Annotated in this window: 23 protein-coding genes; 9 read left to right on the top strand and 14 right to left on the bottom strand. The window is 60.5% G+C overall.

The window, feature by feature from the left end:
* Positions 1-28 precede the first annotated feature (28 nt).
* Entirely contained in the window at positions 29-1,375 is a 1,347-nt protein-coding gene (locus A4R35_RS09885; RefSeq protein ID WP_112428901.1) for a helix-turn-helix transcriptional regulator, read from the top strand.
* Between the two features lie 33 nt (positions 1,376-1,408).
* Here the strand turns inward: A4R35_RS09885 and A4R35_RS09880 are convergent, their stop codons facing one another.
* Complete coding sequence (locus A4R35_RS09880; protein ID WP_189361605.1) at positions 1,409-2,119, bottom strand: PIG-L deacetylase family protein; 711 nt, start codon at positions 2,117-2,119, stop codon at positions 1,409-1,411.
* Positions 2,120-2,295: 176 nt separating this feature from the next.
* Positions 2,296-3,003 (bottom strand): PIG-L deacetylase family protein, encoded by a 708-nt coding sequence (locus A4R35_RS09875; RefSeq protein ID WP_189361603.1) that lies wholly within the window; start codon positions 3,001-3,003, stop codon positions 2,296-2,298.
* An 87-nt stretch (positions 3,004-3,090) separates the two neighbouring features.
* Here A4R35_RS09875 and A4R35_RS09870 point away from each other — a divergent pair, with 87 nt between their 5' ends.
* Positions 3,091-4,746: a tetratricopeptide repeat protein gene (locus A4R35_RS09870; RefSeq protein WP_189361601.1), complete on the top strand. Its 1,656-nt coding sequence runs from the start codon at positions 3,091-3,093 to the stop codon at positions 4,744-4,746.
* 1,033 nt (positions 4,747-5,779) lie between these two features.
* Here A4R35_RS09870 and A4R35_RS09860 read toward each other — a convergent pair.
* The gene (locus tag A4R35_RS09860) at positions 5,780-7,273 is read right to left on the bottom strand and encodes an XRE family transcriptional regulator (RefSeq protein WP_112428891.1); all 1,494 of its coding nucleotides are present in this window, start codon (positions 7,271-7,273) and stop codon (positions 5,780-5,782) included.
* Positions 7,274-7,485: 212 nt separating this feature from the next.
* On the opposite strand from A4R35_RS09860, the gene A4R35_RS09855 reads away from it, so the two are divergent.
* Positions 7,486-7,818: an ASCH domain-containing protein gene (locus A4R35_RS09855; RefSeq protein WP_189361599.1), complete on the top strand. Its 333-nt coding sequence runs from the start codon at positions 7,486-7,488 to the stop codon at positions 7,816-7,818.
* 2 nt (positions 7,819-7,820) lie between these two features.
* On the opposite strand, the gene A4R35_RS23900 is transcribed toward A4R35_RS09855, so the two are convergent.
* The gene (locus tag A4R35_RS23900; RefSeq protein ID WP_146747164.1) at positions 7,821-8,117 is read right to left on the bottom strand and encodes a hypothetical protein; all 297 of its coding nucleotides are present in this window, start codon (positions 8,115-8,117) and stop codon (positions 7,821-7,823) included.
* Between the two features lie 117 nt (positions 8,118-8,234).
* Positions 8,235-8,360, bottom strand: coding sequence for a hypothetical protein (locus tag A4R35_RS24970; RefSeq protein ID WP_262982321.1), 126 nt, complete (start codon positions 8,358-8,360; stop codon positions 8,235-8,237).
* Positions 8,361-8,460: 100 nt separating this feature from the next.
* Here A4R35_RS24970 and A4R35_RS09845 point away from each other — a divergent pair, with 100 nt between their 5' ends.
* From A4R35_RS09845 to A4R35_RS09820, 5 genes are all read left to right on the top strand, one after another.
* Complete coding sequence (locus tag A4R35_RS09845; protein ID WP_112428885.1) at positions 8,461-8,655, top strand: hypothetical protein; 195 nt, start codon at positions 8,461-8,463, stop codon at positions 8,653-8,655.
* Between the two features lie 49 nt (positions 8,656-8,704).
* Positions 8,705-9,781, top strand: coding sequence for an MvdC/MvdD family ATP grasp protein (locus A4R35_RS09840; protein WP_112428883.1), 1,077 nt, complete (start codon positions 8,705-8,707; stop codon positions 9,779-9,781).
* Positions 9,778-11,034, top strand: coding sequence for a protein-L-isoaspartate O-methyltransferase family protein (locus A4R35_RS09835; RefSeq protein WP_112428881.1), 1,257 nt, complete (start codon positions 9,778-9,780; stop codon positions 11,032-11,034). Before A4R35_RS09840 ends, A4R35_RS09835 begins: the two co-directional genes overlap by 4 nt.
* Positions 11,035-11,796: 762 nt before the next feature.
* Positions 11,797-12,261 carry a hypothetical protein gene (locus A4R35_RS23895; protein ID WP_146747163.1) on the top strand — a complete coding sequence of 155 codons (465 nt, stop codon included), beginning with the start codon at positions 11,797-11,799 and terminating at the stop codon, positions 12,259-12,261.
* Entirely contained in the window at positions 12,258-12,848 is a 591-nt protein-coding gene (locus tag A4R35_RS09820; RefSeq protein WP_112428875.1) for an NUDIX domain-containing protein, read from the top strand. The genes A4R35_RS23895 and A4R35_RS09820 overlap by 4 nt, the downstream gene beginning before the upstream one ends.
* 189 nt (positions 12,849-13,037) lie before the next feature.
* On the opposite strand, the gene A4R35_RS09815 is transcribed toward A4R35_RS09820, so the two are convergent.
* From A4R35_RS09815 to A4R35_RS09805, 3 genes are all read right to left on the bottom strand, one after another.
* On the bottom strand, positions 13,038-13,337 hold the full coding sequence (locus tag A4R35_RS09815) for a class I SAM-dependent methyltransferase (protein WP_223258275.1): 300 nt from the start codon (positions 13,335-13,337) through the stop codon (positions 13,038-13,040).
* Between the two features lie 134 nt (positions 13,338-13,471).
* The gene (locus tag A4R35_RS09810; RefSeq protein WP_112428873.1) at positions 13,472-14,089 is read right to left on the bottom strand and encodes a hypothetical protein; all 618 of its coding nucleotides are present in this window, start codon (positions 14,087-14,089) and stop codon (positions 13,472-13,474) included.
* Between the two features lies 1 nt (position 14,090).
* Positions 14,091-14,303 carry a hypothetical protein gene (locus A4R35_RS09805; RefSeq protein ID WP_112428871.1) on the bottom strand — a complete coding sequence of 71 codons (213 nt, stop codon included), beginning with the start codon at positions 14,301-14,303 and terminating at the stop codon, positions 14,091-14,093.
* A gap of 465 nt (positions 14,304-14,768) precedes the next feature.
* On the opposite strand from A4R35_RS09805, the gene A4R35_RS09800 reads away from it, so the two are divergent.
* Positions 14,769-15,194, top strand: coding sequence for a VOC family protein (locus A4R35_RS09800; RefSeq protein WP_223258274.1), 426 nt, complete (start codon positions 14,769-14,771; stop codon positions 15,192-15,194).
* A 907-nt stretch (positions 15,195-16,101) separates the two neighbouring features.
* On the opposite strand, the gene A4R35_RS24225 is transcribed toward A4R35_RS09800, so the two are convergent.
* The 6 genes from A4R35_RS24225 to A4R35_RS09765 all read right to left on the bottom strand — a co-directional run bounded on the left by A4R35_RS24225 (position 16,102) and on the right by A4R35_RS09765 (position 21,770).
* On the bottom strand, positions 16,102-16,905 hold the full coding sequence (locus A4R35_RS24225; protein ID WP_189361597.1) for a hypothetical protein: 804 nt from the start codon (positions 16,903-16,905) through the stop codon (positions 16,102-16,104).
* Positions 16,906-17,112: 207 nt separating this feature from the next.
* A complete protein-coding gene (locus A4R35_RS09785) occupies positions 17,113-17,799 on the bottom strand; it encodes a DUF6230 family protein (protein ID WP_112428865.1) in 687 nt (228 codons plus the stop codon).
* A 178-nt stretch (positions 17,800-17,977) separates the two neighbouring features.
* The gene (locus tag A4R35_RS09780) at positions 17,978-18,598 is read right to left on the bottom strand and encodes a DUF6114 domain-containing protein (protein WP_146747162.1); all 621 of its coding nucleotides are present in this window, start codon (positions 18,596-18,598) and stop codon (positions 17,978-17,980) included.
* Positions 18,599-18,811: 213 nt separating this feature from the next.
* Positions 18,812-20,122 carry a ribonucleotide-diphosphate reductase subunit beta gene (locus A4R35_RS09775; RefSeq protein ID WP_112428860.1) on the bottom strand — a complete coding sequence of 437 codons (1,311 nt, stop codon included), beginning with the start codon at positions 20,120-20,122 and terminating at the stop codon, positions 18,812-18,814.
* A gap of 263 nt (positions 20,123-20,385) precedes the next feature.
* Positions 20,386-20,976 carry a TetR/AcrR family transcriptional regulator gene (locus A4R35_RS09770; protein ID WP_112428858.1) on the bottom strand — a complete coding sequence of 197 codons (591 nt, stop codon included), beginning with the start codon at positions 20,974-20,976 and terminating at the stop codon, positions 20,386-20,388.
* Positions 20,977-21,524: 548 nt separating this feature from the next.
* A complete protein-coding gene (locus A4R35_RS09765; RefSeq protein WP_223258273.1) occupies positions 21,525-21,770 on the bottom strand; it encodes a helix-turn-helix domain-containing protein in 246 nt (81 codons plus the stop codon).
* Positions 21,771-21,991 lie beyond the last annotated feature (221 nt).

The following is a 21,991-nucleotide window of genomic DNA, read 5'->3' as shown; positions in this document are numbered from 1 at the left end:
CACCTTGTAGCAAGTGGGGAGTCTCAGTATGGGGAAGCAGCTCTGGCGCTACGGGAAGTACTCGCCTGGACTCTATGGCCTGCCTCATATGGGGGAGGTTATTGCTGACTATCGCAGAAGGAATGGCTATACCCAGGAGGCACTCGCTGTTATCTGTGGTGTTGATAAACAAACAGTTGCCTACTGGGAAAGCCAGGTGTATCTTTCAGACATGAACCGCCGTACGCTCCTCTGTAGGGTTCTCTCTATTCCTCCTGCTTTGCTTGGCCTCAGCTGGAGAAGTCTGCTTGAAGAGAATGAGGTAGCAAAATACATCAAAGACTTCGAATCATTCTCTGAGTTTCTTGCAGAGAGTTGTTATGGCCTCTACGAAGATCTCTTAGCTGCTGCCCATACTGCTCCCGATAAATATACCCCCACGGCAGTGTATCGATTTTTAATGCATCAGAGAGAACTTGAGACAATAGTTGAACGTGCCCCTGCTCATGAGAGATCTCGGTGGATCGCACTGCTCAGTCAGTATTATCAGCATACGGCCTTTATTGCTCAGCATCACTGCCAGGATGAGAGAGCGCTTTCTTATATCAATCAGGGATTAGAGACAGCGGGGTTAGTGACACCTCGTGATCCGGCACTCATCGCGCTTGCCTTCTACAAGCGTGCACGTCTCCATACCATTCAACAAAAATATCAGCACGCCAAGGAGGATATTGAAGCCGCATTATCACTGGCTGAGCAGACAAATCGACCCGTACGCGGCGCCTGCTATCTGCTCGCCTCAGAGATTCATGCCTTCTATGCGGAGGGAGATGAGCAGTTGAAGTATCAGTGCCGACGCTGGCACGATAGGGCAACCAATCTCTTGTATAAAGGGCGAGTTGAAGAGGATGACTCCTTCCTGTGGTTTAATCTCTATGCTGTCCATCACGAACGAGCGAAGGTGCTGATGCGCTTCGCCTTTGCTCACGTTACTGATCGCGATTTGGTCGCCCTGAAAGACCCTTACCGTCGAGCAAATAGCCGGTTGATGGCAGAGGCCAAAAATGAGCTTGAACTCGCCTTGCGGAATTTGGAAGAGTACCTTCCCCACCAGTCAGCGCGGGTAGATTACGCCCTCACTGAAGCCCGCTTCTACCTGCTTCAAAAGGAAGTCGAACAGAGTGCCCAGATCGCTATGGATGCTCTTACAGTAGCTCTGCGTATCCATTCTCATCGAGGGCTCAAGCACGTTGCAGCCTTGCATGCCCTGCTCAACGAGGTAGCACCTAAGAACCCCTATGTTCGCCGCCTAGAAGTCCTGCTTCATGAGGCCGGTCATCCCCCATGCTGGGACTGCTGGCAGCGATCATTTTCTGGTGGCCAGCGGTCCCAGTGACAGGAGGATATTCCGTGGCAAGGCGCTGCCCGGCTAGAGTGCATGGTGATGGAAAGCCTCTGCGATCTTAAATTTATGCTCTGCCCCTGCTACAATACCTTTCTCCCGTATCCACTGCAGGATGTCTTTTCGACTCGTTTGGCTGGCATGGCATCGCAAAGCTGCAGCTTTCTGCTCGACCACGGTGCCGATATCCACCCAATGGTTCGGGCGATCGGTGGCAAAGTAATAGATCTGGCGCACCGCATGAGGAGTGATGCCATCATGGAGCTGCTCTGGGTAATACCAGAGGCCCCGTGCACACGCAATTGCATCCACCGTACAGATCCCGACCGCTCGGTGATCAGGGTGGACCTCATCCTTTCTCCAGGGATCGAAGGTGAAGACAACATCAGGTCGAAGCTGGCGGATCACCAGTGCGATTTCCCGCCGCAACTGCAGGCAGGGTTCAACTTCCCCATCGGAATACCCTTCCAGAAAGATCACCGACTGCACCCCGAGCACGGAAGCTGCTTCACGCTGCTCCTGCTCCCGAATTCTTGCCAGTTGCTCGGGAGGTAAGTGTAGATCATCGCTGCCTTTATCCCCTCGCGTCACCAGGAGATAATGGACCTCCTTTCCTTCACGAGCCAGTAATGCAATGGTACCCCCACAGAGGTGCTCAGCGTCATCTGGGTGAGCCTGCACTACGAGAACGCGCTGCCCCCCAGGGGGAAGCAGAACAGAAGAAGTGGATTCAGGCATAGGGACTCTCATCTCCTTTCCCGAGCACGCTGCCGCTGAGAGACAGCTGCTGCTGACCTTGAGGCAACACCCTCTCTTGTTCCAGTGTGCCCCTTATTATATCATCTCTTCTCTCCTCTTGAGGTTCTCATCGACAGGGAGGAAAGGAAGGTGGATGTCGACGCCAAGTCGAGGCGTTAGAGGCCCATAAAATGAAATGCTTCTGCCAGGGACAGGCCTGCCGCAGTCCCGGCCTCCTCCGCCCAACGCCGCAAATAGCCACTGGGATGCCGCCCTGGCCGCAGTTGACTCACGTGGCAGCAGCGAGCTTCCACTTTGCGTTCAAACACAGCACTGATATCCACCCAGTGGTTCGGCTGATCCGTGTTGAAGAAATAGATCTGCCGGACGGTATGGGGCGCCAGGCCCATCTCCACCTGCTCAGGATAATCAAGCCGACCGCGGGCAGCTGCAATAGCGTCCACTGTGGCCCACCCAACAGCTCGATGATCAGGATGCAATTCATAGCGCTTCCAGGGATCAAAGGTCAAGACCACCTCGGGACGAATGGTGCGAAGAAAGCGGACAAGAGCTTCCCGTAAAGCCAGGGAGGCTGTCACCACGCCGTCGACGTAGCCCTCTAAGAAGGTGACCGTCTGGACTCCCAGGAGCTGAGCGGCAGCCTGCTGCTCCTGCTTGCGCAGGAGACGCAGGCGTTCAGGGGTCATCTGGGGGTCGTCGCTGCCTTTTTCGCCATGAGTGACGATAAGATAGTGGACGACATGATCCTCCTGAACCAGACGGGCAATGGTTCCTCCACAGAAGGACTCGGCATCGTCCGGGTGAGCCACGATGACCGCGACGGTCTCTCCCCCTGGAGGCACGAGTACAGAGGAAGCTGTCATAAGAGCAGCACTCCTTTCCTGGTAATCGATGGCGGTTTCGTGAGAAGGTGCATCTCTTAGTATAGCAGAAGGGAAGGAGGACCTGGTATGGAGGCAAGAGCGGCTAGCTGCCTCCACCTTGACATGGCCCGGCAGGAGCGGCAGCGCGCACGGTGCGGTGTGTGGCTCGTGCATCTCTATGCGCAGCTTGGCAAACTGGAGCAGCTGGAGGAGCAGTGCGCGGCCCTACTTGAAGGGGAAGAAGAGTACGGGATGGAGATCCAGGAAGAAACGCTTCTGGCACTCGTGCAGAGCTTGGTAGAGGCGGGTTATCTGCACCAGGCGCGTTGCTCCTATGAAGGAGCCTGTGAGCAGTGGTCACGCAAAGGGCTGTCTGGCTCCGAGCAGTTGCAGCAGGCGATCAGCCACTTGCTCGCGGCTGGGCGTAAGCACCGATTCCCCTGGCTATCACTGACATCGCTGTTCCACTCAGAGTGGCTTGAGAAGGGCAGTATGATACAATGGACAACAAGGAGAACGATGGGGGGGCTGCTGGAGGTGGAAGCCAGGGAACAACAGCGGGTCGCATCTGGCGAGGAGGAGGTTGAGGAAGCCTTGCAGTTTGGGAGCCAGACAGCGCGGCTGGTTGCGCTGGTCCTGCAGTGGGACGGAGGCCCGCTCTCCATGTTAGAGGCACAGCTCACACAGGAGGTGCAGAGCATGACATTGCCCCAAGACGAGCAGGAGAACCGTCTGTCTCGCCGCAGCGCATTGCTGGTGCTGGCCGGGCTCCCTGTTGGCCTGCTGGGGAGAGGTGCAGGGAAGCGAGTCCTTGCAGAAGCGGCGATGGAGGCAGAGGTGCTGCCAGCCTGTGCAGCGAGTCTGACGGCCTGCTGGCAGTTGCTCAATGGGACAGACCTGGCTTTAGTGGAGCAGACCGTCAGGAGCTACCTGCCTCTGTTACGCCAGTGGGCCACCGATGCAGCCACCTCTGCTGTTGTGAGGGAAGAGGTGGCACGCCTGGCAGCACAGGGATATCTGCTGCTGGGCTTTGTGGCTTTTCATCACCTACAGTTTGAAAGGCGCAGGGTCTATGATCAGGAAGCAGTGACGCTCAGTCGGGTAGCGGGAGATCGGACGCTGCTGGTGAAAGCGCTGACCAGGCTTGGGGGAGCTTGTTTCCATCTGGGACGGACAGAAGAGATGTTGGCTGCGTATCAAGAAGCTGCTCAGCTGCTGGATCAGGTTCCACTGGTCTTGCAGGGCAAGGTCCAGATGGGGTTAGCGCGCGCCTATGCACAGGAGGGCAATGCAAGAGAAGCGCTCGAAAGCTTGGAGCGAGCGAAGGCCAGCTGTCTTGACGAGTCAGGCTGGTCCTCTCTCCCTGCTTTCTTGACCGCCGATGAAGGGCAGCATATGCTCATTCTTTTTGAAAGCTTTGTGTGGTTCGCATTGCAAAAGCATGAGAGACGACGTGAGCACCTGCGAGCGGCTGAGCAGGCCCTTGCGCAGGCGGAGGGGCTTGCTCTGAAACAAGCCATTCCAGAGCGTGCAAGACTGGGTATACACAATCAGCGTGCACTGCTCGCTATCCAGGAAGGCGATGTGGAAGCCTATACCTGCTCTGCAATCCTGGGATTCCAAGGATTCCAGCGGTTTCCGAGTCAGATGCGGCGTCAAGAGTGGATGACGCATCTCAAGCAGGCTCTGGCTTGCTGGCCCCAGGAGCGGCGTGTCCGCGATTTGCTTGATCTCCTGGTCTAAGCAGGCGTCCTGTGACCAAGGCACGGAAGGACAAGATTGAAGGAGGGGAGCAGGCTGCCGATCCCGGCCACGGGGAGAAGAGCAAGGGTGCAAGGAGACGTCGACGCCCACCACGAGGGCATGAGGAAAGAGGGCGTGCATCTCGAAAGCCCAGATGCCGGTGCCGGTGCCCACATCCAGGATGGTGCGGGTGCTCTCAGGAGCGAGCGGGGCCAGGGAGTGGTTGCTCAGAGTGCGATACAAGGCATGGTGCTGATAGTTGAGCCGCTGATCCTCGAGGGGATCTTTGGGCAACAGAGAGGGCACGCCCTCCAGATAGCGGCGCTGGGCGAAGGGGGAAGGAGACCCGTGCTCGGGGGCTGTGCTCACCGCCGCTGCCGTCATGACCACGGCGGGGGCAGCGGAGGCCGCCTGGACTCGGCGGCGCCTGCGGAAAAGATGACGCCAGAAGGCCATATCAGTACTCCCTTCGTAGAGCAATGGACGTCTTCTCATCAGGAGGAGAGGATAGCTCGGCAGAGGCGCCCCCCCTGCGGCCAGGAACGAGGGAGGTGGCCGATGCCTGCGTGGGCAGGGAAGCCGCCTCTGGCTGTGCCTGCCGTCGGCGGCAGTGGGGACAGGGCGACGGTAACACAAGAACATCTGTGAGCGGTTGTACGGCAGTTGCCATCAGATACTCCTCCTCACCATTGTCTGGCCGCAGGCATCGCTGATGCGGCCTCGTCTCTGTTTGTTGAACCGACTGTTCTTCCAGGCGGCAGAGGCTGGAAAAGTCACAGATCAGCCGTCTGCCCAGCCTTCATGAGTCAGGCCCGAGTCGGTGTGAAGACAGGCAACTCATGCCCAGGCAACCAATGAGAAGTATAGTGAGAAAGGAGGAACTTGAGCGATTGCAGGGAGACAACAGCATGCAGGCAACTCGTTCCCCACGTAACACGGTGTTACGCCGCCAGGTAACGGCACACAAAGCAAACAGCACCACCGTTCCCCCTGTAGCATCGGTGGTGCTGTAGGTTCTGACAGAGGCTGGCTCTCAGCGGACAAGCAGCTCCCGCAGTTCCTTCACGCGCCTCTCGCTGGGCCACGCAGCACGCAGAGCGGTATACGCCTGAATCGCTTCAGCAAAGCGTTGCTGACTTCGTAGTTCTCTTGCGCCGTTTACTCCCTTCTGCCACAACTCAAGGCACCGATCCAGATTCCGGGGTTGGTCGTCGCGACTTGTCTCGACCATCACTTGCTCAAACGTGGCTTCAATCAGGCATGACCGATGCTGGTCGTTTTGCGCATACTGTATCTCAATCTGCTCGAAAGAATCAAGCGCTTCTTTATAGAGTCCGAGCTGCAAGTGCGTGCTGCCATCGTGAAGCAGGAGGTTTCCAAGGTTGTGATCCAGCCAGATCGGCGGTGTGTCAGTTTGGGCGAAGAAGGTCTGATGTGCCTTTTGGAGGGACGAGAGCGCTTCTTCCTTGTGTCCGCTGGAAGCTTGATAGAGCGCCAGTCCAGCGTAGAGATAGCTCTGTGCAAGTGGGGGAATTGGCTCCGTGGCGGCCTGCGCGACCGAGGCTTGTTTCTGTCTATCTCGCTTCTCTCGTTCCTCCAACAGATGTTTCGCTTTCTCGGTCGCCTGCAAGGCTTCACCCCACCGGTTGGCATAATAGAGCGCAGCAGCCTGCATCTTGAGCGCCACAATCTGGAGCAGAAGGTTGCCGGCAAGAACGCTGTAGTACTCAGCCTGCTGAGCATAGCCCACTGCGCTGCTGGCCGTAGAGAGGTGCCAGGCGAGTGGCGCTCTCAGTAAACAGCACTGCGCAAGCAACTCGGCGGCAGCCTTGCGTTCAGGTGAGGGAGCTGTCTTCAGGATCGCCTGGAGCGTCGGTATGTATGCAGAGACAGCCAGGTCAGCAAAGGCTCGCTCGTGCTCCTGGCGGAGCTTCCAACAGGCAATGATGCCCGCTGCGCAGTATTTCAAAATATCCTCAGAGGAGAAAGGCCGCTTGAAGACTGCCCTCGCCCGCGAAAGGCCCAGCATGTCTAGAGGGATCAATGCCAGGAAGCGCAGGGCGTCGCGGCGACTGAGCTCATGCTTCATCGCGTGATCCTCTAGCTCCGCTGTGATGCACCACTGGAGCCGCTGATACCTGGTGTCGCCCGCTGGCCAGTTCCAGACAGGAAGCATCAGGCGTGAGATGAGGTGCTGTTGCCGAAAAGTGGCCAGCGCACCCTCCTCCTCGTTGGGCGCCTCCTCATGGCAGTCAGCGGTGGTCAGTGCTCCACTGACGCTTCCTGTCTGGTCAACCAGCGGCTCTGGGAAGCCGAGATCTGCCGCTGACTTGCCGAAGAGATCGCAGAGCTTCCGAAGGTGGAGCGGCTGCGGAACAGCACCTGCCCTCTCCCACCGATGGACTGTCGTTTTGCTCACTCCCAGCCGTGCCGCCACTTCGTCCTGGGAAAGATGACACGCGCGCCGGGCTGCGATGAGCGGCGTCCGTTCTTTCTCGGTCGCTGTAGCTTCCTGTGACCGTCCCATGAGATCTCACCTCTTGGCCCTCCAACGTGATTCCTGTGGGCTAGCCTGGCTTCCTTTTCGCATATCATACCATAGTGGAGCGGTGTTGTCGAATGGAGGCAATTCACAGCGTGCTGACCTGCAGAGGGTGCCCATTGTCTACCAGTGTTCTGACCATTCGTTTTTGTCAACGGAGCCGTAAGAAGTCACGAATCAAGAAAGGAAGAATCGCTATGCGTGTGATGCGCATCAGGCGTCCCTCCTATGACGCTATCATGGCTGGCCAGAAGACTCTGGAGGTTCGTGTCGGATATGACCATATCAAGCGCTATCAGGGAGGTGAGGTCATCCAACTCGAGACATCGGGAGCCTCGGCGACTCTCCGGATCAAAGCGATACGGACCTATGCGAACTTTGAAGAGATGCTGGCTGTTGAGGAATGGCAGAAGATTGCCCCAGACGCCGGTGATGCGAGCACGGCGTTGCGCTTGATCCGGGAGATCTACCCGCCAGAGAAAGAAGCCCTAGGAGTGTATGTCTTTGAGGTCGAGCCGGTGACTGACTAACGTCAACGACGGCTCGCGACGATGCTCGATCCCAGGTCAGTGTTGGAGACGCCACATGCTCTGGGTTGCATCGGGCCGGTGTCCTGCTCCTCCTCGCCACGCGGGGCGGGGGCCAGTTCCGTGTGTTGAGGGCGCCACCAGCAGGGCATGCGGCTCACGTCCGGCGGGGTATTCGTGCGGGCGCAATACGAGTCCTTGAGGGCACCCAGGCCGTGGAGGACGTCGGTGAGCAAGAGCTGGCCGGCGGCCCCAGCCCAGCGGCCCACAGGCACAGGGATCTCCTGGCTGGTGACATCCACGCAGCCGGCCTGCTGGAGCAGCTCACCGAGCTGGCGCAGAATCGCCGCCTCGAAGCCGCGCGCCCGGCTGCTCTCGGTGAACCAGTCGAGCAGACGCCGGGTGGCTGGCCCGGCGGGCTAGAAGACGCCGCTGGCTTCCACCAGCTCGATCCAGCCGCCGGGACGGGTGACGCGCACCAGCTCGCGGACGACGCCGGGCCAGGTTCTTCCTCTGGTGCCAGAGCGTGCGCTCGTGCCTGACATGACAGGCATGGGCTGTCTTGACAACAGCAGTGTGTGCTGCTAGTCTAAAAATACACTGTGTTGTCACTCTTCTCTCATTGCAAAATTGGGGGAGGTCATCATGCACGCGCAGCCATCTGTCCTCGCTCTCCAACCCTTTGGCCTGCACTTTCGCCGCTGGCCCGCTCAGGCAGGCAAGCGCGTCCAAAGCACCTGGGAGCCAGAAATCACCACAGGAGATGGCAGCGACCCGGACAAGCTCGACAGCGACTGGCTCCCCGATGAAGATGAGCAGGAGGATGAGGAAGAGGAGTGAGCAGGGCCTGTCTTCATCGCAGGCACCTGGAGGAGAAAAAAAGACGCTCATGGCCCCTCCACTCATTGGAATCTATTCGCAAGCCAGCGATGCGCATGTCGAGCGAGTGGTGACTGCCCTGCGCCGCCAGGGCTGCCGCTGGATTCACTTTGATGACGCAGACGTTCCGCTGGCCCTGCAGCTCAGCGCTGAATTGGCCAGTCAGGGGAGGAGCGCCGGCTGGCAGGGGCACCTGATCCTCCGCCGGCTCTCCGACTCGTTTCCGCTGGCAGAGCTGTCCAGCCTGTGGTATCGCCGTCCCAGCCGTCAGTTCGGGTTCCCCAAGGGGATGACCGCAGAAGGGGTCGCCTTTGCCACGGCGGAAGCCCGGCACGGCCTGGGGGGCCTGCTGCGCAGCCTGCCCTGCCTGTGGGTGAGTCATCCTGATGCCATTCGGGCTGCTTCCTGGAAACCGTTGCAGCTGGTGGTGGCGCAACAACTGGGCTGGCGCATCCCTCGCACGCTGCTGACCAATGATCCCCAGGCTGCCCTGGACTTCTTTGAGCGCTGTGAGGGGCGCGTCGTCTACAAGCCCCTCAGCCAGGGTCTCCCCCGCGTTGCGCCGGGGCAGTGGCAGGGAGGGATCTACACCACGCGGCTGAGCCGCCAGGACCTGCAGGCGCATCTGTCCACGCTGGCGCTGACGTTCCAGCTCTTCCAGGAGGCCATTCCCAAACGGGCGGATGTGCGCGTGACCGTCATCGGTGCCCGTCTGTTTGCCGTGGCCATGACTGCTCCCGAGGACTCCCCTGCCCGGCTCGATTTCCGTCTCGACTATGGGGCCTTGCGGTATGAAGTACACCAGCTGCCTGCTGCGCAAGCAGCGGCCTGTCTGGCCCTCGTTGGCACGCTCCGGCTCCAGTTTGCCGCCATCGATCTGGTGCTGACCCCCGAGGGGGAGTATGTATTCCTGGAGCTGAATCCCAATGGCCAGTGGGGCTGGTTGGAAGACGCCACGGGCCTGCCTTTGGCCGCCTCGCTGGCCGCCTTGCTGGCAGGCCAGGCCGAGCGGTGCCCCTGGCCCGTCCAGCCGCCCATGCCGGTGCAGCCGCCAGCGCCGGCTCAGGACCAGGAGGGAACCCCATGACCGAAGAGACAGGAGCCGCCGGCTGGCGTCACTGGGCTGAGCGGCTGGCAGCGGCGGTCCAGGCACAGCCCTTCCCGGTGGCCCCAGCGGTGCTGGAAGCGCTGACGCAGGTTCCCCGTCATCGGCTGGTGCCCCTGCTCTGGGACCATGAAGCGGGCAGCCGGAGCTGGCAGCCCGTCTGGCCAGCGGAGGGAGACGAGATCGCCTGGTATGAGCGGGTCTATCAGGATCGACCGCTGGTGACGCGCGTCGACGCTCGGGGGCGGACGCTCTCATCCAGCTCGCAGCCCTCGCTGGTGGCGCGCATGCTGACGGAGCTGGTGGTGGAGCCGGGCCAGCGCGTGCTGGAGATTGGCACCGGCTCGGGCTATCAAACGGCGCTGCTGTGCCGCCTGACAGGGGATGCGCGTCTGGTGACCAGCCTGGAGATCGACGCGGAGACGTTGCAGGCGGCTGCCTCGGCGCTGCAGGCACTTGGGCTGGAGCCGCACCTGCGGCAGGCCGATGGACGGGCCGGCTGTCCAGCGCATGCCCCGTATGACCGCATCATCGTGACCGCCAGCAGCGACGGCGTATGTCGGGCCTGGCTGGAGCAGCTGGCCCCTGGAGGGAGGCTGGTGGCCGTGCTGCAGCCGGGGCAGGCGCCCCTGGGGGGCGTGCTGGTGGCCCAGCGGGAGCAGGGAGGCCTGCGGTTGCGGGGGAGGCTGCGCTTTCCCGCAGCCTTCATGCCGTTGCGCCGGGCAGCGGGCTACGCAGACCGCCCCCCGCGCCCGGCTGGGAAGAGCTGGCCACGCTGGGCGCAGTTTCGTGGGGAGCTGGAGTGGCCGGTCACGCCCCAGGAGCTGCAGCAGGACCCGTGGCGACTGTTCTGGCTGTATGCGCGGCTGCCAGACGTGCAGTGCTGGCAGGAGCAGCGACAGGGACGCCGCTGGCTGGCCTGGTGGCTGGCGAAGCAGCCGCGGGGGCTGGTCTGCTGGAGCCGGGCCGGCAGCGATCAGGAGGCGATGGTCGAGATCGAGCTGCGAGGGGTGCCGGAGGAAGCCGCGAAGAGCTGGCAGCGGCTGCAGGAGGCCTGGGAGCTGTGGCGACGGTGGCAGCCGGGGCTGGAGCAGTATCGGCTGGAGGCGGATGAGCAGGGGCAGCGGCTGTGGGCCGAGACTGCGGGGGGCTGGCTCATCGCCCGGGCGACCTCCTGGGCGGAGGAGGAACCAGGGCACTGGCAGGCAATGCCGGCGTGCCTGGGTGGCACGTGAGGCACCGGGAGTGGTGGACAGGTCCAGGTCAAGATCGAGCGCCCACTCCGCCAGGGGCCTGCAAGACCAGGCCAGCAGCTCCCCCACGCTCTTGACGGGCGGCGAGCCCTTCCCTTCCGGCTGCGGCGCTGGGCATGGCTACACTGGAGGAAGCGAGACGCCACCATGCTCAACGATGGCATCTGCTCTCTCTCCATCCTGTGAACCTGGATCACGGAGAGATCGATCCGTGTTCCTACGAAGCGTCTCTGAAAACCCTCTGGGATCGCAATCATGCAACGACTGCCCAAGACCGGATAGCCGAGCTGACCACTGCTCTAGAGCGGCTTAGATCTGTTTTGCCTTATAAGAGTGGAAAAGACGAAGAAACAATCTCCGCTCTGCTCTGTCGATACCATCATCTCTCTGCTCATCTCCTCCGTGATCAAGGTCAGGATGAAGCTGCGTTGAGAGAGTTGGAGAAGGCGTTGAGGCTTGCTCAAAGAGCAGAGAACCGTTCCCTCCTCGCTGTCACCTCCCTTCGAATCGGAAGCGTGCTGCCGAATCGGAAGCGTGCTGCGTGACCGAGGCTCTGTCTCTGAAGCGCTGGCCAGGAGAGAAGTGGCCCGGGGAGATCATGAGGCCGAGCAAGCACTGCGCCGACAAGCCCGTGCTGACTCTGAGGCCGCTCTTGCTTCCTACCAGCGCATTCGTCTGCTTGAGCAGCTCCCGACAGAGTGAGAAGGAGTCCTCCTCTTTGATGAAGGCTACGCGCAGGCGCAGATGGCGAGACAAGATCGTCAGCAAAGGCAGAACGCTGTCGCTCTGCTGGAACGGTCTGGAGCGATGATCGCAGCAGCAAGAACCACGCTAGAAGAAGCGTGTGCCATTCGCATTCCGGAACGGACGTATTACAATACCAAGGCGGCAGCGTTGCTCGCTCTGGGTTGGCCTCGGGAAGCGATGGAGATTCTGACCGCGCTGATGGATCTTCCAGGGGATGAAGCCATGACGCGGCAGCATGCGTACAGCCAGTATCTCTGGGCGCAGGCCTATGCTGATCTCCGCTGGAGCGAGGCAGCCGTTCCCTCTGCTCAAGAGGCAGCAGTCAAAATGAAGCAGATCAAGTCTCGTCTGCATCTGTGCCGGTTGCGAGGCTTGCATGCCCAGCTCAGTCAGCTGGATGGCCGCAATCTTGAGGTGATCCGCCTGGGCGTGATGCTGCCATCGGGAGGGAGGAGCCGATGAGCCGACGGCCCGTGCGCACCTCCCCCAACCGGCAGTTTCTCACAGGAACCAGGCCCCAGCCAGGGAGCTTCCTGCCAGAAGACATCTACGCGCAGGCACTCGACGCCCTGGTCATTGGTTGTGTCGATGCGGCGCTGCTCTCCCGAGGGCACTGGCTCATTGCCAGGCGAATCCAGGAGCCCCATCCCGATTGGTGGGTGATTGGGGGACGCATGCGGAAGGGGGAGTTGATTGGGGAAGCGCTGCGCCGGACGCTGCGCCGAGAGATCCAGCTGGATCTGCCAGAGGAGCGGTTGCGCCACATCATCGGCTACTACAACCTGATCTGGGATACCAGGGCGCAGGAGCCGGTCAGCGACGGGTGCCAGCTCTTCTCGATCACCGTCGCGGTCTCCCTGACGGAGGAAGAAAGAGAGCCGCTTGTCCTCAACGAGGAGGATGGAGAAGCGCAAGGGGTCAAGCCGGAGCAGGTCATCCGCTTGGCGGAGCAGTATCACCCGTGTCTCGTGCAGATGGCGAAGGATCTCCTGCGCCAGTCCATTGCATCAGAAGAGGAGCGCGGCTCTCCTGGCTCCCTCCTCTTCTGACAGGACCTGCTGGACTCCAGGGAACCAGGCCTTCTCTTCACCAAGGAGCAGGGACGGGCCGCGCTGTCTGGCGGCCCCGGGCCACAGGAGTCTCGATCCGCACACCAGTTGAGGTGATAGGCGTTGGCGAACGAGCGCCCTCCTGGACGATGTTCGCTCCCAGGGCTTTGCCCTGATGGCCATCACCGATCACAATCGGGTGGACATGATCCCCCCGCCGGGACGGGTGACGCGTACCAGCTCGCGGACGACGCCGGGCCAGGCCTGGGCGGGAATGGCGGCCACCAGGAGCCGCTGATGGGTGGAGGTGAACTGCCCGTCGGGAAAGGGCAAGCCCTCCAGCACGTTCGCCCGGACGAAGACGCAGGTGGGGGGCACTGGCTGGGGCAGGGACTGCAAGGAGACGTCGACGCCCACCACGATGAGGGCGTGAGGAAAGAGGGCGTGCATCTCGAAGGCCCAGATGCCGGTACCGGTACCGGTGCCCACGTCCAGCAGGGGGCCTGTCTGTGCGAACGCCGACGCAGCGAGCTGCGATCCCTCTGGGACCAGGTATCCGCATAGCGGAAGCAGGAGTGAGCTCCTGCTTCCCAGACGGCGCTCTCCCACGCTCAGAAGGAACCTCACCGTTCTTGGGCGGCCCGTTGCCTCTCCCAGCACTGGCGTAGATAGCGTGTCCAGGCGCGCATCTCTTCCTGCCCACGTTCCAGATAGCTGGCACGCAGCGCCTCCGGTGGGGGATCTGCCGCATAGACGGGCCTGATCCGGTACAGTCCCGGATGATGCCGCTGCACCAGCAGCCGCGTGGCCGGACAACGGCAGGGCTGCTGATCATAGAAAGCGTCCAGCAGCTCCATCAGCCGTGCTCGCAGCGTTTCCTCCTGTTTCCACTGCGCCTGGGCCAGCTTGATCTCAGCCAGGGCACGATAGTAGCGATCGAGATCGGCAGGGTGGCCGCTCCGGTGGGCTTGCTCCTGGAACTGACAGACCTGGTGCCACTGCTGCAGGAAGCGCTGCTGCAGCGCGCGATCCACCACCGTGACCCAGGGATAGGGGGTGCCGTGGTCCAGATGGCCTTCGCAGGATTGCATTGTTGGGAAGCCCAGGAGATTGAGCAGCACGACCGTCTCAAAGATGCCGGGGTCGATGGGCGTCCCCAGGGCATCCGTCAACTGAGCCAGCGCGTCACAGGCTTCCTGCCAGCTTACGCTGGTCCAGTCCAGCGTGAGAGGAGCTGGCATCTCAGATCTCCACCTCGCCAGAGCCACTACACATATTGCTGGTGTCGCCTTCCTTGAGCAAACCGGTGCCCAGGCATCGGAAGCACTTGACAGTACGGCGTTGCCCCCAGTCATCGATGAGCTCGGCCTGGCCCGTCCCCTGGCATCGGTCACAGGGAATATCAGCGGTGAAGCCGGTCCCCTGGCAGTTCGAGCAGATGATGCGCTTCCCCATAACGTCTTCTTTCTGGGGAAGAGGGCTGCGCGCGAGTGCCGCGCTCCCTTCAGAGAGTTGCCGGCGTGCAAGGTGCTTCTCACGAAGAAGTATACTCCAGCTTCGACGGAGGGTGCAAGCCAGCGAGGGGTCGGGTTCCCTGGACTTTCTACTCTTCTGGTCGCTCTGCGCGCGCGTGCCGCGGCACATCGTTCAAGAGCAGCGTAAGCAGCACGATCACCACGCTCATTTGGCTCGCGGGTGATGGCGGCCTCGTCCAGCCCCAGGTTGTCCCTCTCAGGGGGAGCCAGCGGGGTGTTAGTGTGGGCGCAAGACGACTCCTTGGCAGAGGACGGCGAGCAGGAGGAGAGACCCAGACCATGTCGACGGAGAGGAGGAGGCCGCCTTTCTCCCCCGGATGAATCTAGGGGTTCCCAATGACGCGTCTTTATGGTATAATTAAAGTAGATAGATAGCTCTAAATATATGAGAGCATCTATTTGGAAGGTTCATATGAAAGGAGCGATTATGACACAGCAGGAAACTGTCACTGTAAAAGGTCTCGATTTCGTTTCCCTCCAAGTGCGTGATCTGGAAGCGTCACGACGCTTTTATACCGAAGTCCTTGGCTTCGAGGCGCTCCCCCAGGATCGCCCGGAGTCGGTCGTGTTTCGTACCGAGGGGGGAGCCGTTTTTGCTCTCCGTGTTCTTATGGTTGACCTCGATGCCGTCACACGGCTGGGCTGGGGGGTCGGTCTTTGGTTTGCGACACCCAATGTGGAGGCCCTGCATGAGCGTGTGGTCAACCACGGGGGAAAGGTTGTTAAGCCGTTAGCGGATGGACCGTTCGGGCGCTTGTTCGTGGTTGCCGACCCTGATGGGTATCAGATTACGTTTCACCAGGCCGATTAAGTCGGCTGGTTCTACGATATAGCTCTGGTGTGAACACAGAAAAGACCAACAGCAACAGGTGACCGTTGTCTTGCCAGGCACGCTGATGGAGTAGCTACACACTCTGGCACGAGAGCATAAGCGCTCGTTGACCGGGGAACTGCTACTTGTCAGCGCAAGCGCTCTGAAAAACAGCATCGCGTCTCCAGACGACGGCGATGGGGTGAGGCTGGATGGTGGTATCCTCTCGAGGGCACCTCAAAACAGCGACGACAGGAAAAGGGACCAGAATCTACGACGATGGGGCAGTGCGTACTTCACTGTGCCGTCTTGAATCTTCCTGTGATAGACTGTGGTACGGTTTCACGCGAATAGAGAGCTACTGCACGAAGCGACCCCTTTCCCTGGCCCTTCTCTGGGCCTGTGCGAATCATACCCGAGCGCAGCGCCCCGCTTGCAGCCAGTGTTTAGCCGCAGCGAGTGCCATCCTGGAGCATGGGAGCACGTGAGCCGTACTAATGGGCGAGCAACGGGAGTACAGCGACGCTGACTGCTGATCAGCTGCTCTAGATGCACCTGACCTCTTGCACTTCGCCTGCTGGCCGATGCCTGCTCTCGACCCCACGCAGTTCAACTTTCAATCCCCAACGGGCTTTTCCACACTTTCAGAGGGTACCCCCTCTAGAGGAGCATCTGGACCCTCTCCATCAAGCTGTTTCGACGATCCCAAAGAAGCGGTCATCAGCGACCGCTGTTGAGCGATAATCATGCCAGCCATGTTGGTCCTCCAACGGCCTGAGAAGCCTGCCTGCATTAGAGCTGTCTGTAAGCAAAGCAGAAAGAAGCAAGAGGGGGACCGCACTGCGTGTCCCCCTTCTTGTAACTGCGCTTTGGGCTGCCAGGAGCAGCGCCAGCAAAAGGATCAGGGTCAGGAGAAAGAGACCTGCAGCCCGCCGGCCTGGAGAGAGGCGCTGCTGAGCGAGCGGTCGATATAGAGTACCACATTCGTCATCACAAGACGGGGTACCGTGCCCCCGGCAGCCAGGATCAGCAGATCGGCCTTATTGGCGAAACTGCTCAGGCCAGTCACAATATCCTGCAAGATCGAAGTCTTGATTGAGACGCCGGTTGCCACCGCTGTGCCCGAGGCTGTGATAGTAATCGTCACACTGCCGAGATCGCGTGAGATCTGCAGCCCCGACATGGTGGTTGAACTGAAGGTCAGCACGGGATGCAGCGGGTCGGGCAGAAGACTCAGGTGGGCATTGGTACCAATAATCTCGCTCGCCCGCAGCACGATCGAGTTGGGTGCCGTGAGAATCGTCGGCTTCGGCGTCGTCGTAGGGGTTGGCGTAGGAGTCACCGTCACAGTCGCCGTTGCCCCAGGCGTCACAGTGACTGAGGGGACCGCGCTCGGCGTCGGGGTTGCCGTGGCTGTTTCGCCCGGCGTTGGCGTCGCCCGTGGCGGAGGCGTCGGCGAAGGTGTCGGTGACGGTGTCGGTGTTGGGGTTGGTGGATCGACAGTCGGTGTTGGGGTCGGCGTGCGATAATGACATGGAATCAGCGGCGGCAGACAGAACACCGGTCCGGCCTGCGGTGCCGTCGCTGGACCAGCGGCGAAGGCCGCCTGGCCCCCCGCAACAAAGGCTGGAATCAAGAGCACCAGAAAAGAACAGAGTGCGCCGACTTTCCCCCAGAATGCCAGCACTGCTGGAGAACGCTTCTTCTTCATAGCTTGGCCTGACCTTTATTCATTTACTCGTCCGCTGAGCTTGAGAGGATAGGAAGAAAAATACCGTCAGATGGCAGTAGTAGTACTATCTGGAATACCAGACGGGGAGAGAGCGCGAGTGCAGCCGACCCCGAGAGCACGAGCTGCACCCGCGCCTTGGCGATGGACGGACCGTACAGGAGACGTCCCGTCTCTCGCCAGCTGTTATTAGCTATGGGTGATGCTCAGCGTCAGACCAGGCAGCGTGATGCTATTAGCAGCCTGGTATGGGGAATTAATGGTTAGATTGGTCAGCGTCGCGCTGGTGGCCGTCTGATCAAAAGGATTGGGGCCGGTGCTGAGCACGAGGTTCTGGAACTGGCCCTCGTCGGCCTGCAACCCCGTGGCATCGTTCGTCAGCCCTGTCACCGACACCGGTGTGTTCTGGCCGGCCTCCAGCTTGACGGTCACTGTACCGAGGGGTCCCAGGCTGATGCTCTTGCTGATCACCAGGTCAGTGATGGTCCCATCAAGCTGGTTGACTGCCACTGGTGTGCTGTTATCGGCGGGCGAGATGCCCGGGTAGAGATGGAAGTTCGTGGCCTGCAGAACCTTGGCCTGCACCGTGACCGGCACCGGCGCCGCTGCCGCCAGGGCTATGGCGCCGTTCTCAACCGCTCCAAGCATGCCAAAGAGCACCAGGGCTGCAAGCAGCATCACCGACCAGAAAACAGTCCGGTTGGTACGCCCCACCGGAGGTAGCTCCTCGTCTTCGTCGGCAACCGCTCTGGTCTCGATAGTCTCCACTCGACTGACGTCAATGCTTTCCTCGTCGAAAGGCGGCAGGTGAATGGGCAAGCTTGTTTCTTCGCGCTCTGGCTCCCGGGTCATTCCGGTGTCGTGCTCTTTTTCCATGAGACGCTCTCCTTTTTAGGTACTACATGACAGATATATATTTATGTATATGCAATCCCGATGGGCGGGATTACAGACGAATGGATAGGGGCGCACATGGGATAATGATCTCAGAAGATAGGTAATTGGCGATCCTCGCGAGCTAAGAACTCCAGACTAGAACTCTAGGGCAACGGGCTCACGGACGGGTCGTTGCACGAGTACGAAGAGACGAGCGTGGCAGACCGCTTCGTTTGCCGGCGGCAACGGGACGCCAGGCCACCCCCAAGGCCCCGCCGATGATGCCAAGTAACATACCAATGCCAAAGCCGCCGAAAGAGGAAGCGATCAGCGAAGTCAGGGCGAGCACCACGCCAATAGCTCCTGTGATGAGCGAGTAGGCAGGAACGAGCAGCTGGATGACGCCCATAATGACCAGCAAGGCGCCAACAAGTATGCCGGCCCAAATCGTACTACCGGGGAGCATGGCCAGCCTGATTAACATAGCTGGACCCCAGAGGACCAGCAGGCCGGAGAGGATCAGAAGAATGGAGCCGGCAAAGGGTCGGGAGCGGCGCCAGCGGCGGAAGCGACCCCAGCGCTGCCACTGTTGGACCAGCCGTGCCTCTTTGTCAGCGGTGCGCAGGCGTCGGTAAGTACGCCAGGCACTGAAGCGTTGGCGCAGTCCTGTCAGCGCCTCTCCTAGAGCATGTTTATTGCGGCTGGAGCGACTGGAGAGGTCGACAACGATCACTTGTTGGCTCTGGCTACTGCTGCTTTGCGCGGTACCTTCCGCCTGTGGTTCTTGAGACATCGCCATTGTAGAAACTCCTTTTCCACGCCTCTACGGTGAAGCGACCTGCCGGTAAACAGCCCCGGCCAAACCAGCGAAGCGAACATTGCTCAACGAGCTGCGCGAATAGGGAGCGCGGGTGCAGCTGGATCAAGAGTGATTGCGTAGTGCAGCATAGCCCTCTTGAGCAGCTGCCTGGCCCTGCGCCACCCTGGCGTGCAGAAGCTGGCGCTCTGTCTCCTAAACAGCGAGCAGACGCGGCAGCTCCAGTGCCAGCCGCCAGTCACCGCTGATGCGGAGGCGGCGTGAGAGTACAGCCTGGCGCTGATTGAGACGACGGCTGGAGAGGCGGGCCCAATCGCTGGCCGAGCAGCGCAGCGTCAGCCGCGGATTCTCCAGACGCCCCACGCCGGTGACTGGTGGCTCGCCCGGCTCTAATTTCAGGTAGCGAGGCTGCATATCATCAAAGAGCCACTGGATGGAGGCGCGGATGGGCTTGGAGCGCTGCTGCGACCAGGAGGCCACCAGGCGCATCGAAGTAAAGATAGTCTCCATTGTCTCCTCGGTCACATGGGGGGCGTCCCCAGTACCCAGGACCCCGCCTTCGATGAACTTGATAATGCGCTCAGCCTGCACCTCGAAAGGATCATCCAGACCCAGTTTGGCCAGCTCGCTGACCTCATGGGGATCGATGCCCGCGCGGCGCAACTTCGTATGAAGCGAACGCAGACCAAAAGCGAACATCTCCTGGGGAGTAAAGCCGAGGCAGGTAATGTACGACCAATCGTGATTGGGGGGAGCAAGCACGCCCGCCGTCCAGGCCAGGATACGGTTGAGCATTGCAATCGCTGCCTCCTTGCAACGTCGATCCTTGCTCACCAGCTCGCGCAACAACTGGATGCCAAAGGCGATATGCCGCGACTCATCGCGGGAGACGAAGAAGATGCCGCGCCCCAGGGCTGGAAGAAGGCCAGTGCGGGTGGTGTATTCGCGAAGAAAATGCTGCCCTGTATGGGCCAACATTCCCTCGATCACGATGTGATAGAGGACAACACCCTGGGCCAGCAGCGGCAGACTGTGGGGATTGCGGCGCAGCCGCTCTGCGGCGCGGTCTAGCTCTGTGAAGACCTGCACAAAGCCCCAGCTCAGATGAGGACGAACCGCGCTCAGTGTCGTACTGATGTCCTGGCCGAGCTGGCAGACTTCGCGGATAAAACGGTCGAAGAAGACATGGTGGCGGGCCTCGTCAGCGATCTGCGTTGCGAGAAAAATTTTATCCTCTGGCCGCGGAGCCGGCTCCACGAAGGGGGCCAGCGTCAGCGTTACGGATTCCTCGCCATCGAGAAACATCGAACAATTCCAGAGAATCGCCGCCCGCTCTCGCTCACCGTGCTTTTCTCTCCAATCCAGCGCATCCTGGCTAAAGTCCAGCGCCTTTGCTGACCAGTTCCCTTCCTCCCACAGGCGATAGAGTCGATCTTTCTCAACCGGTGGCGTCTGTTCAGAATCGACATCGATGAAGCCTTCCTGTTGGGCCGGTTCGGTGGTCATGGGTTGTTTCCCCCTGTTCCTGGTACCTGCCTGCCTGTGAGGGAGGCGCCGCCCCGACAAAGCCGCGTCGGGACCGGCTGGCCCTCGCCAGATCCTGAACCATCGACTAAATTGACTGACAGTCAGTCAACCGTTGTTGTATATGACTATAGCCGGCAATCAGGTGATTGTCAAGGGGAAGACGATCGCCTAGTAAATTAGGGTAGTTTCTGCAACCGGACAGGATACCGGGAGCGAGAGCGAGCGATCGGTGCGAATCGGCGTTAGGCAATGCCGAGTGCGTGGCGAATGAAGCTAGAGCATTCGGCGATGAAGACCTCGGGGGAGACGGGCGAGTTATAGATATAGCATTCTTCGGCAGCGTAGTAGACTGTGCCGACGATAAGGATCGCCGTCACCTCGGGGTTGATGGTCGGGCTAAGGGTGCCGTGTTGCTGCTCCTGGCGGATGATCTCTGCGATCAGCCCGTAGTAGGGGGCGAAGATATGCTGGCGTTCGGCAGGGTGTTCTGTCCAGCAGGTATTGAAGTGCACGATCGCCAGGATGTCGCGGTACTCCGACATGATCTGGAACGTTTCGGCCACGCTACGCTCGATCATCTCTTGCAGATTGTGAGCCTCATCGTAGGCGCGTCGGAGCGCGGTCTCGATGCGCTCTTGCATCTCGCGGGCGAGCGTTGTCAAGACCGAGGCCTTAGATGGGAAGTACCAGTAGAAAGTTCCCTGGGCCACGCCGGCGCGGGCCACGATCTCGGAGATGGTCGTTGCTTCGAATCCTTTCTCGGCGAAGACCTCGCGCGAGATCCTGAGCAATTCGGCCTTGCGTGCTTCGCGATTGCCTCGATTTGCTGCCATTCCCTTCACCTTTGTGCTATCAATAAAGCAGATCCCTTGCTAGTCTTTTCTAATAGCATAGCATACAAACACGGCCATACGCCAGGTTAGGGTGGAACGGAACCTGCTGCCTGGGGAGAGGGGGAAGATAGCGGGGCTATTGCCTGAGGCGTGGTAGTGCGGAGTGTTGCTTTTCTTCCCCTACCTTGCGCCTGAGAGTGGCTTTAGTGCAAGGGGGGAAAAGCCGGCTCACCACTCTTATTGCGCACCTCGGGCCTTGGCGCTCGCTAAGTGGGAGCCGAGCGAGGCCTGGCAGGCTGAAGGTGGGCCGGCCTGAGACTCTGTTCCACCACGTACCTATTCCACGGTGCTTCGCTGGCTGAGTGAGCCTGGTGCGGTGTCCGGCGGGGGATTAAGCGCTCCGCCTCTACTCAGCATTCATACCTTTCTCCTCCTTGTTTGCTTGCCCTTCAGTTTGACCAGCGACCAGCTCCTGGCTATGCCGTGCCGCGTCGCCCTCCCTGGCCCGGCTGCATCAGACCAGGCTCCAGGCTCTCAGTGGCCTTCATCTAGACGCTGACCGCTGTGGTACCATGAATCAGGGCATCGAGGGTACTCTTCTTGACCCGGTAGCCCTGCCGTTTGCCCCGGTGGGGGAGCAAGATGGCCTCCAGGGCGCCCGACTTGATCCAGCGCCGCACGGTGGTGTCGTCGACGCGGAGCCGCTGGGCGACCTCGCTCACGGTGAGCAACTCGGTGGGAGGTTCCATCTCACGACCTGCTGTCTCCTCATGGTGTGTGCGTGTTCGTGCCATATGTCTCTCCTTCCTCCTGAATTCCAAAAAAGCACCTGTGGTATTCCTAGAACGGAGCAGCCTCCGTCTTACAACTAGCATACTGTAGTTCACAAAGAGGACGTCTGCAAGTTGACGCCATGCCGCGCAGTAGTCCGCCGGAGGAGCTGTTTCGCGAGTGCCCTGCCTGACTGTGCGCGACTCTGTCTAGCCTTGCCTGCCTGGCGAGACGGGGCGATGCA

Origin of the sequence: Thermogemmatispora tikiterensis (genome assembly GCF_003268475.1) — a bacterium.
Taxonomy (GTDB): domain Bacteria; phylum Chloroflexota; class Ktedonobacteria; order Ktedonobacterales; family Ktedonobacteraceae; genus Thermogemmatispora; species Thermogemmatispora tikiterensis.
The sequence above is the reverse complement of the archived record's forward strand: the minus strand, read 5'-3'. Positions and strand labels throughout refer to the sequence as shown.

What these genes read in the sequence shown, in the direction of transcription:
- A4R35_RS09770 (WP_112428858.1), bottom strand. Translation starts at nt 20,976, where the DNA reads ATGGCAGCAAATCGAGGCAATCGCGAAGCACGCAAGGCCGAATTGCTC.
- A4R35_RS09780 (WP_146747162.1), bottom strand. Translation starts at nt 18,598, where the DNA reads ATGGCGATGTCTCAAGAACCACAGGCGGAAGGTACCGCGCAAAGCAGC.
- A4R35_RS24225 (WP_189361597.1), bottom strand. Translation starts at nt 16,905, where the DNA reads ATGAAGAAGAAGCGTTCTCCAGCAGTGCTGGCATTCTGGGGGAAAGTC.
- A4R35_RS09860 (WP_112428891.1), bottom strand. Translation starts at nt 7,273, where the DNA reads ATGGGACGGTCACAGGAAGCTACAGCGACCGAGAAAGAACGGACGCCG.
- A4R35_RS23895 (WP_146747163.1), top strand. Translation starts at nt 11,797, where the DNA reads ATGGCGAGACAAGATCGTCAGCAAAGGCAGAACGCTGTCGCTCTGCTG.
- A4R35_RS09805 (WP_112428871.1), bottom strand. Translation starts at nt 14,303, where the DNA reads ATGGGGAAGCGCATCATCTGCTCGAACTGCCAGGGGACCGGCTTCACC.
- A4R35_RS09885 (WP_112428901.1), top strand. Translation starts at nt 29, where the DNA reads ATGGGGAAGCAGCTCTGGCGCTACGGGAAGTACTCGCCTGGACTCTAT.
- A4R35_RS09840 (WP_112428883.1), top strand. Translation starts at nt 8,705, where the DNA reads ATGGCCCCTCCACTCATTGGAATCTATTCGCAAGCCAGCGATGCGCAT.
- A4R35_RS09875 (WP_189361603.1), bottom strand. Translation starts at nt 3,003, where the DNA reads ATGACAGCTTCCTCTGTACTCGTGCCTCCAGGGGGAGAGACCGTCGCG.
- A4R35_RS09820 (WP_112428875.1), top strand. Translation starts at nt 12,258, where the DNA reads ATGAGCCGACGGCCCGTGCGCACCTCCCCCAACCGGCAGTTTCTCACA.
- A4R35_RS09785 (WP_112428865.1), bottom strand. Translation starts at nt 17,799, where the DNA reads ATGGAAAAAGAGCACGACACCGGAATGACCCGGGAGCCAGAGCGCGAA.
- A4R35_RS09870 (WP_189361601.1), top strand. Translation starts at nt 3,091, where the DNA reads ATGGAGGCAAGAGCGGCTAGCTGCCTCCACCTTGACATGGCCCGGCAG.
- A4R35_RS09765 (WP_223258273.1), bottom strand. Translation starts at nt 21,770, where the DNA reads ATGGCACGAACACGCACACACCATGAGGAGACAGCAGGTCGTGAGATG.
- A4R35_RS09845 (WP_112428885.1), top strand. Translation starts at nt 8,461, where the DNA reads ATGCACGCGCAGCCATCTGTCCTCGCTCTCCAACCCTTTGGCCTGCAC.
- A4R35_RS24970 (WP_262982321.1), bottom strand. Translation starts at nt 8,360, where the DNA reads ATGTCAGGCACGAGCGCACGCTCTGGCACCAGAGGAAGAACCTGGCCC.
- A4R35_RS09800 (WP_223258274.1), top strand. Translation starts at nt 14,769, where the DNA reads ATGAGAGCATCTATTTGGAAGGTTCATATGAAAGGAGCGATTATGACA.
- A4R35_RS09775 (WP_112428860.1), bottom strand. Translation starts at nt 20,122, where the DNA reads ATGACCACCGAACCGGCCCAACAGGAAGGCTTCATCGATGTCGATTCT.
- A4R35_RS09855 (WP_189361599.1), top strand. Translation starts at nt 7,486, where the DNA reads ATGCGTGTGATGCGCATCAGGCGTCCCTCCTATGACGCTATCATGGCT.
- A4R35_RS09880 (WP_189361605.1), bottom strand. Translation starts at nt 2,119, where the DNA reads ATGCCTGAATCCACTTCTTCTGTTCTGCTTCCCCCTGGGGGGCAGCGC.
- A4R35_RS09810 (WP_112428873.1), bottom strand. Translation starts at nt 14,089, where the DNA reads ATGCCAGCTCCTCTCACGCTGGACTGGACCAGCGTAAGCTGGCAGGAA.
- A4R35_RS09835 (WP_112428881.1), top strand. Translation starts at nt 9,778, where the DNA reads ATGACCGAAGAGACAGGAGCCGCCGGCTGGCGTCACTGGGCTGAGCGG.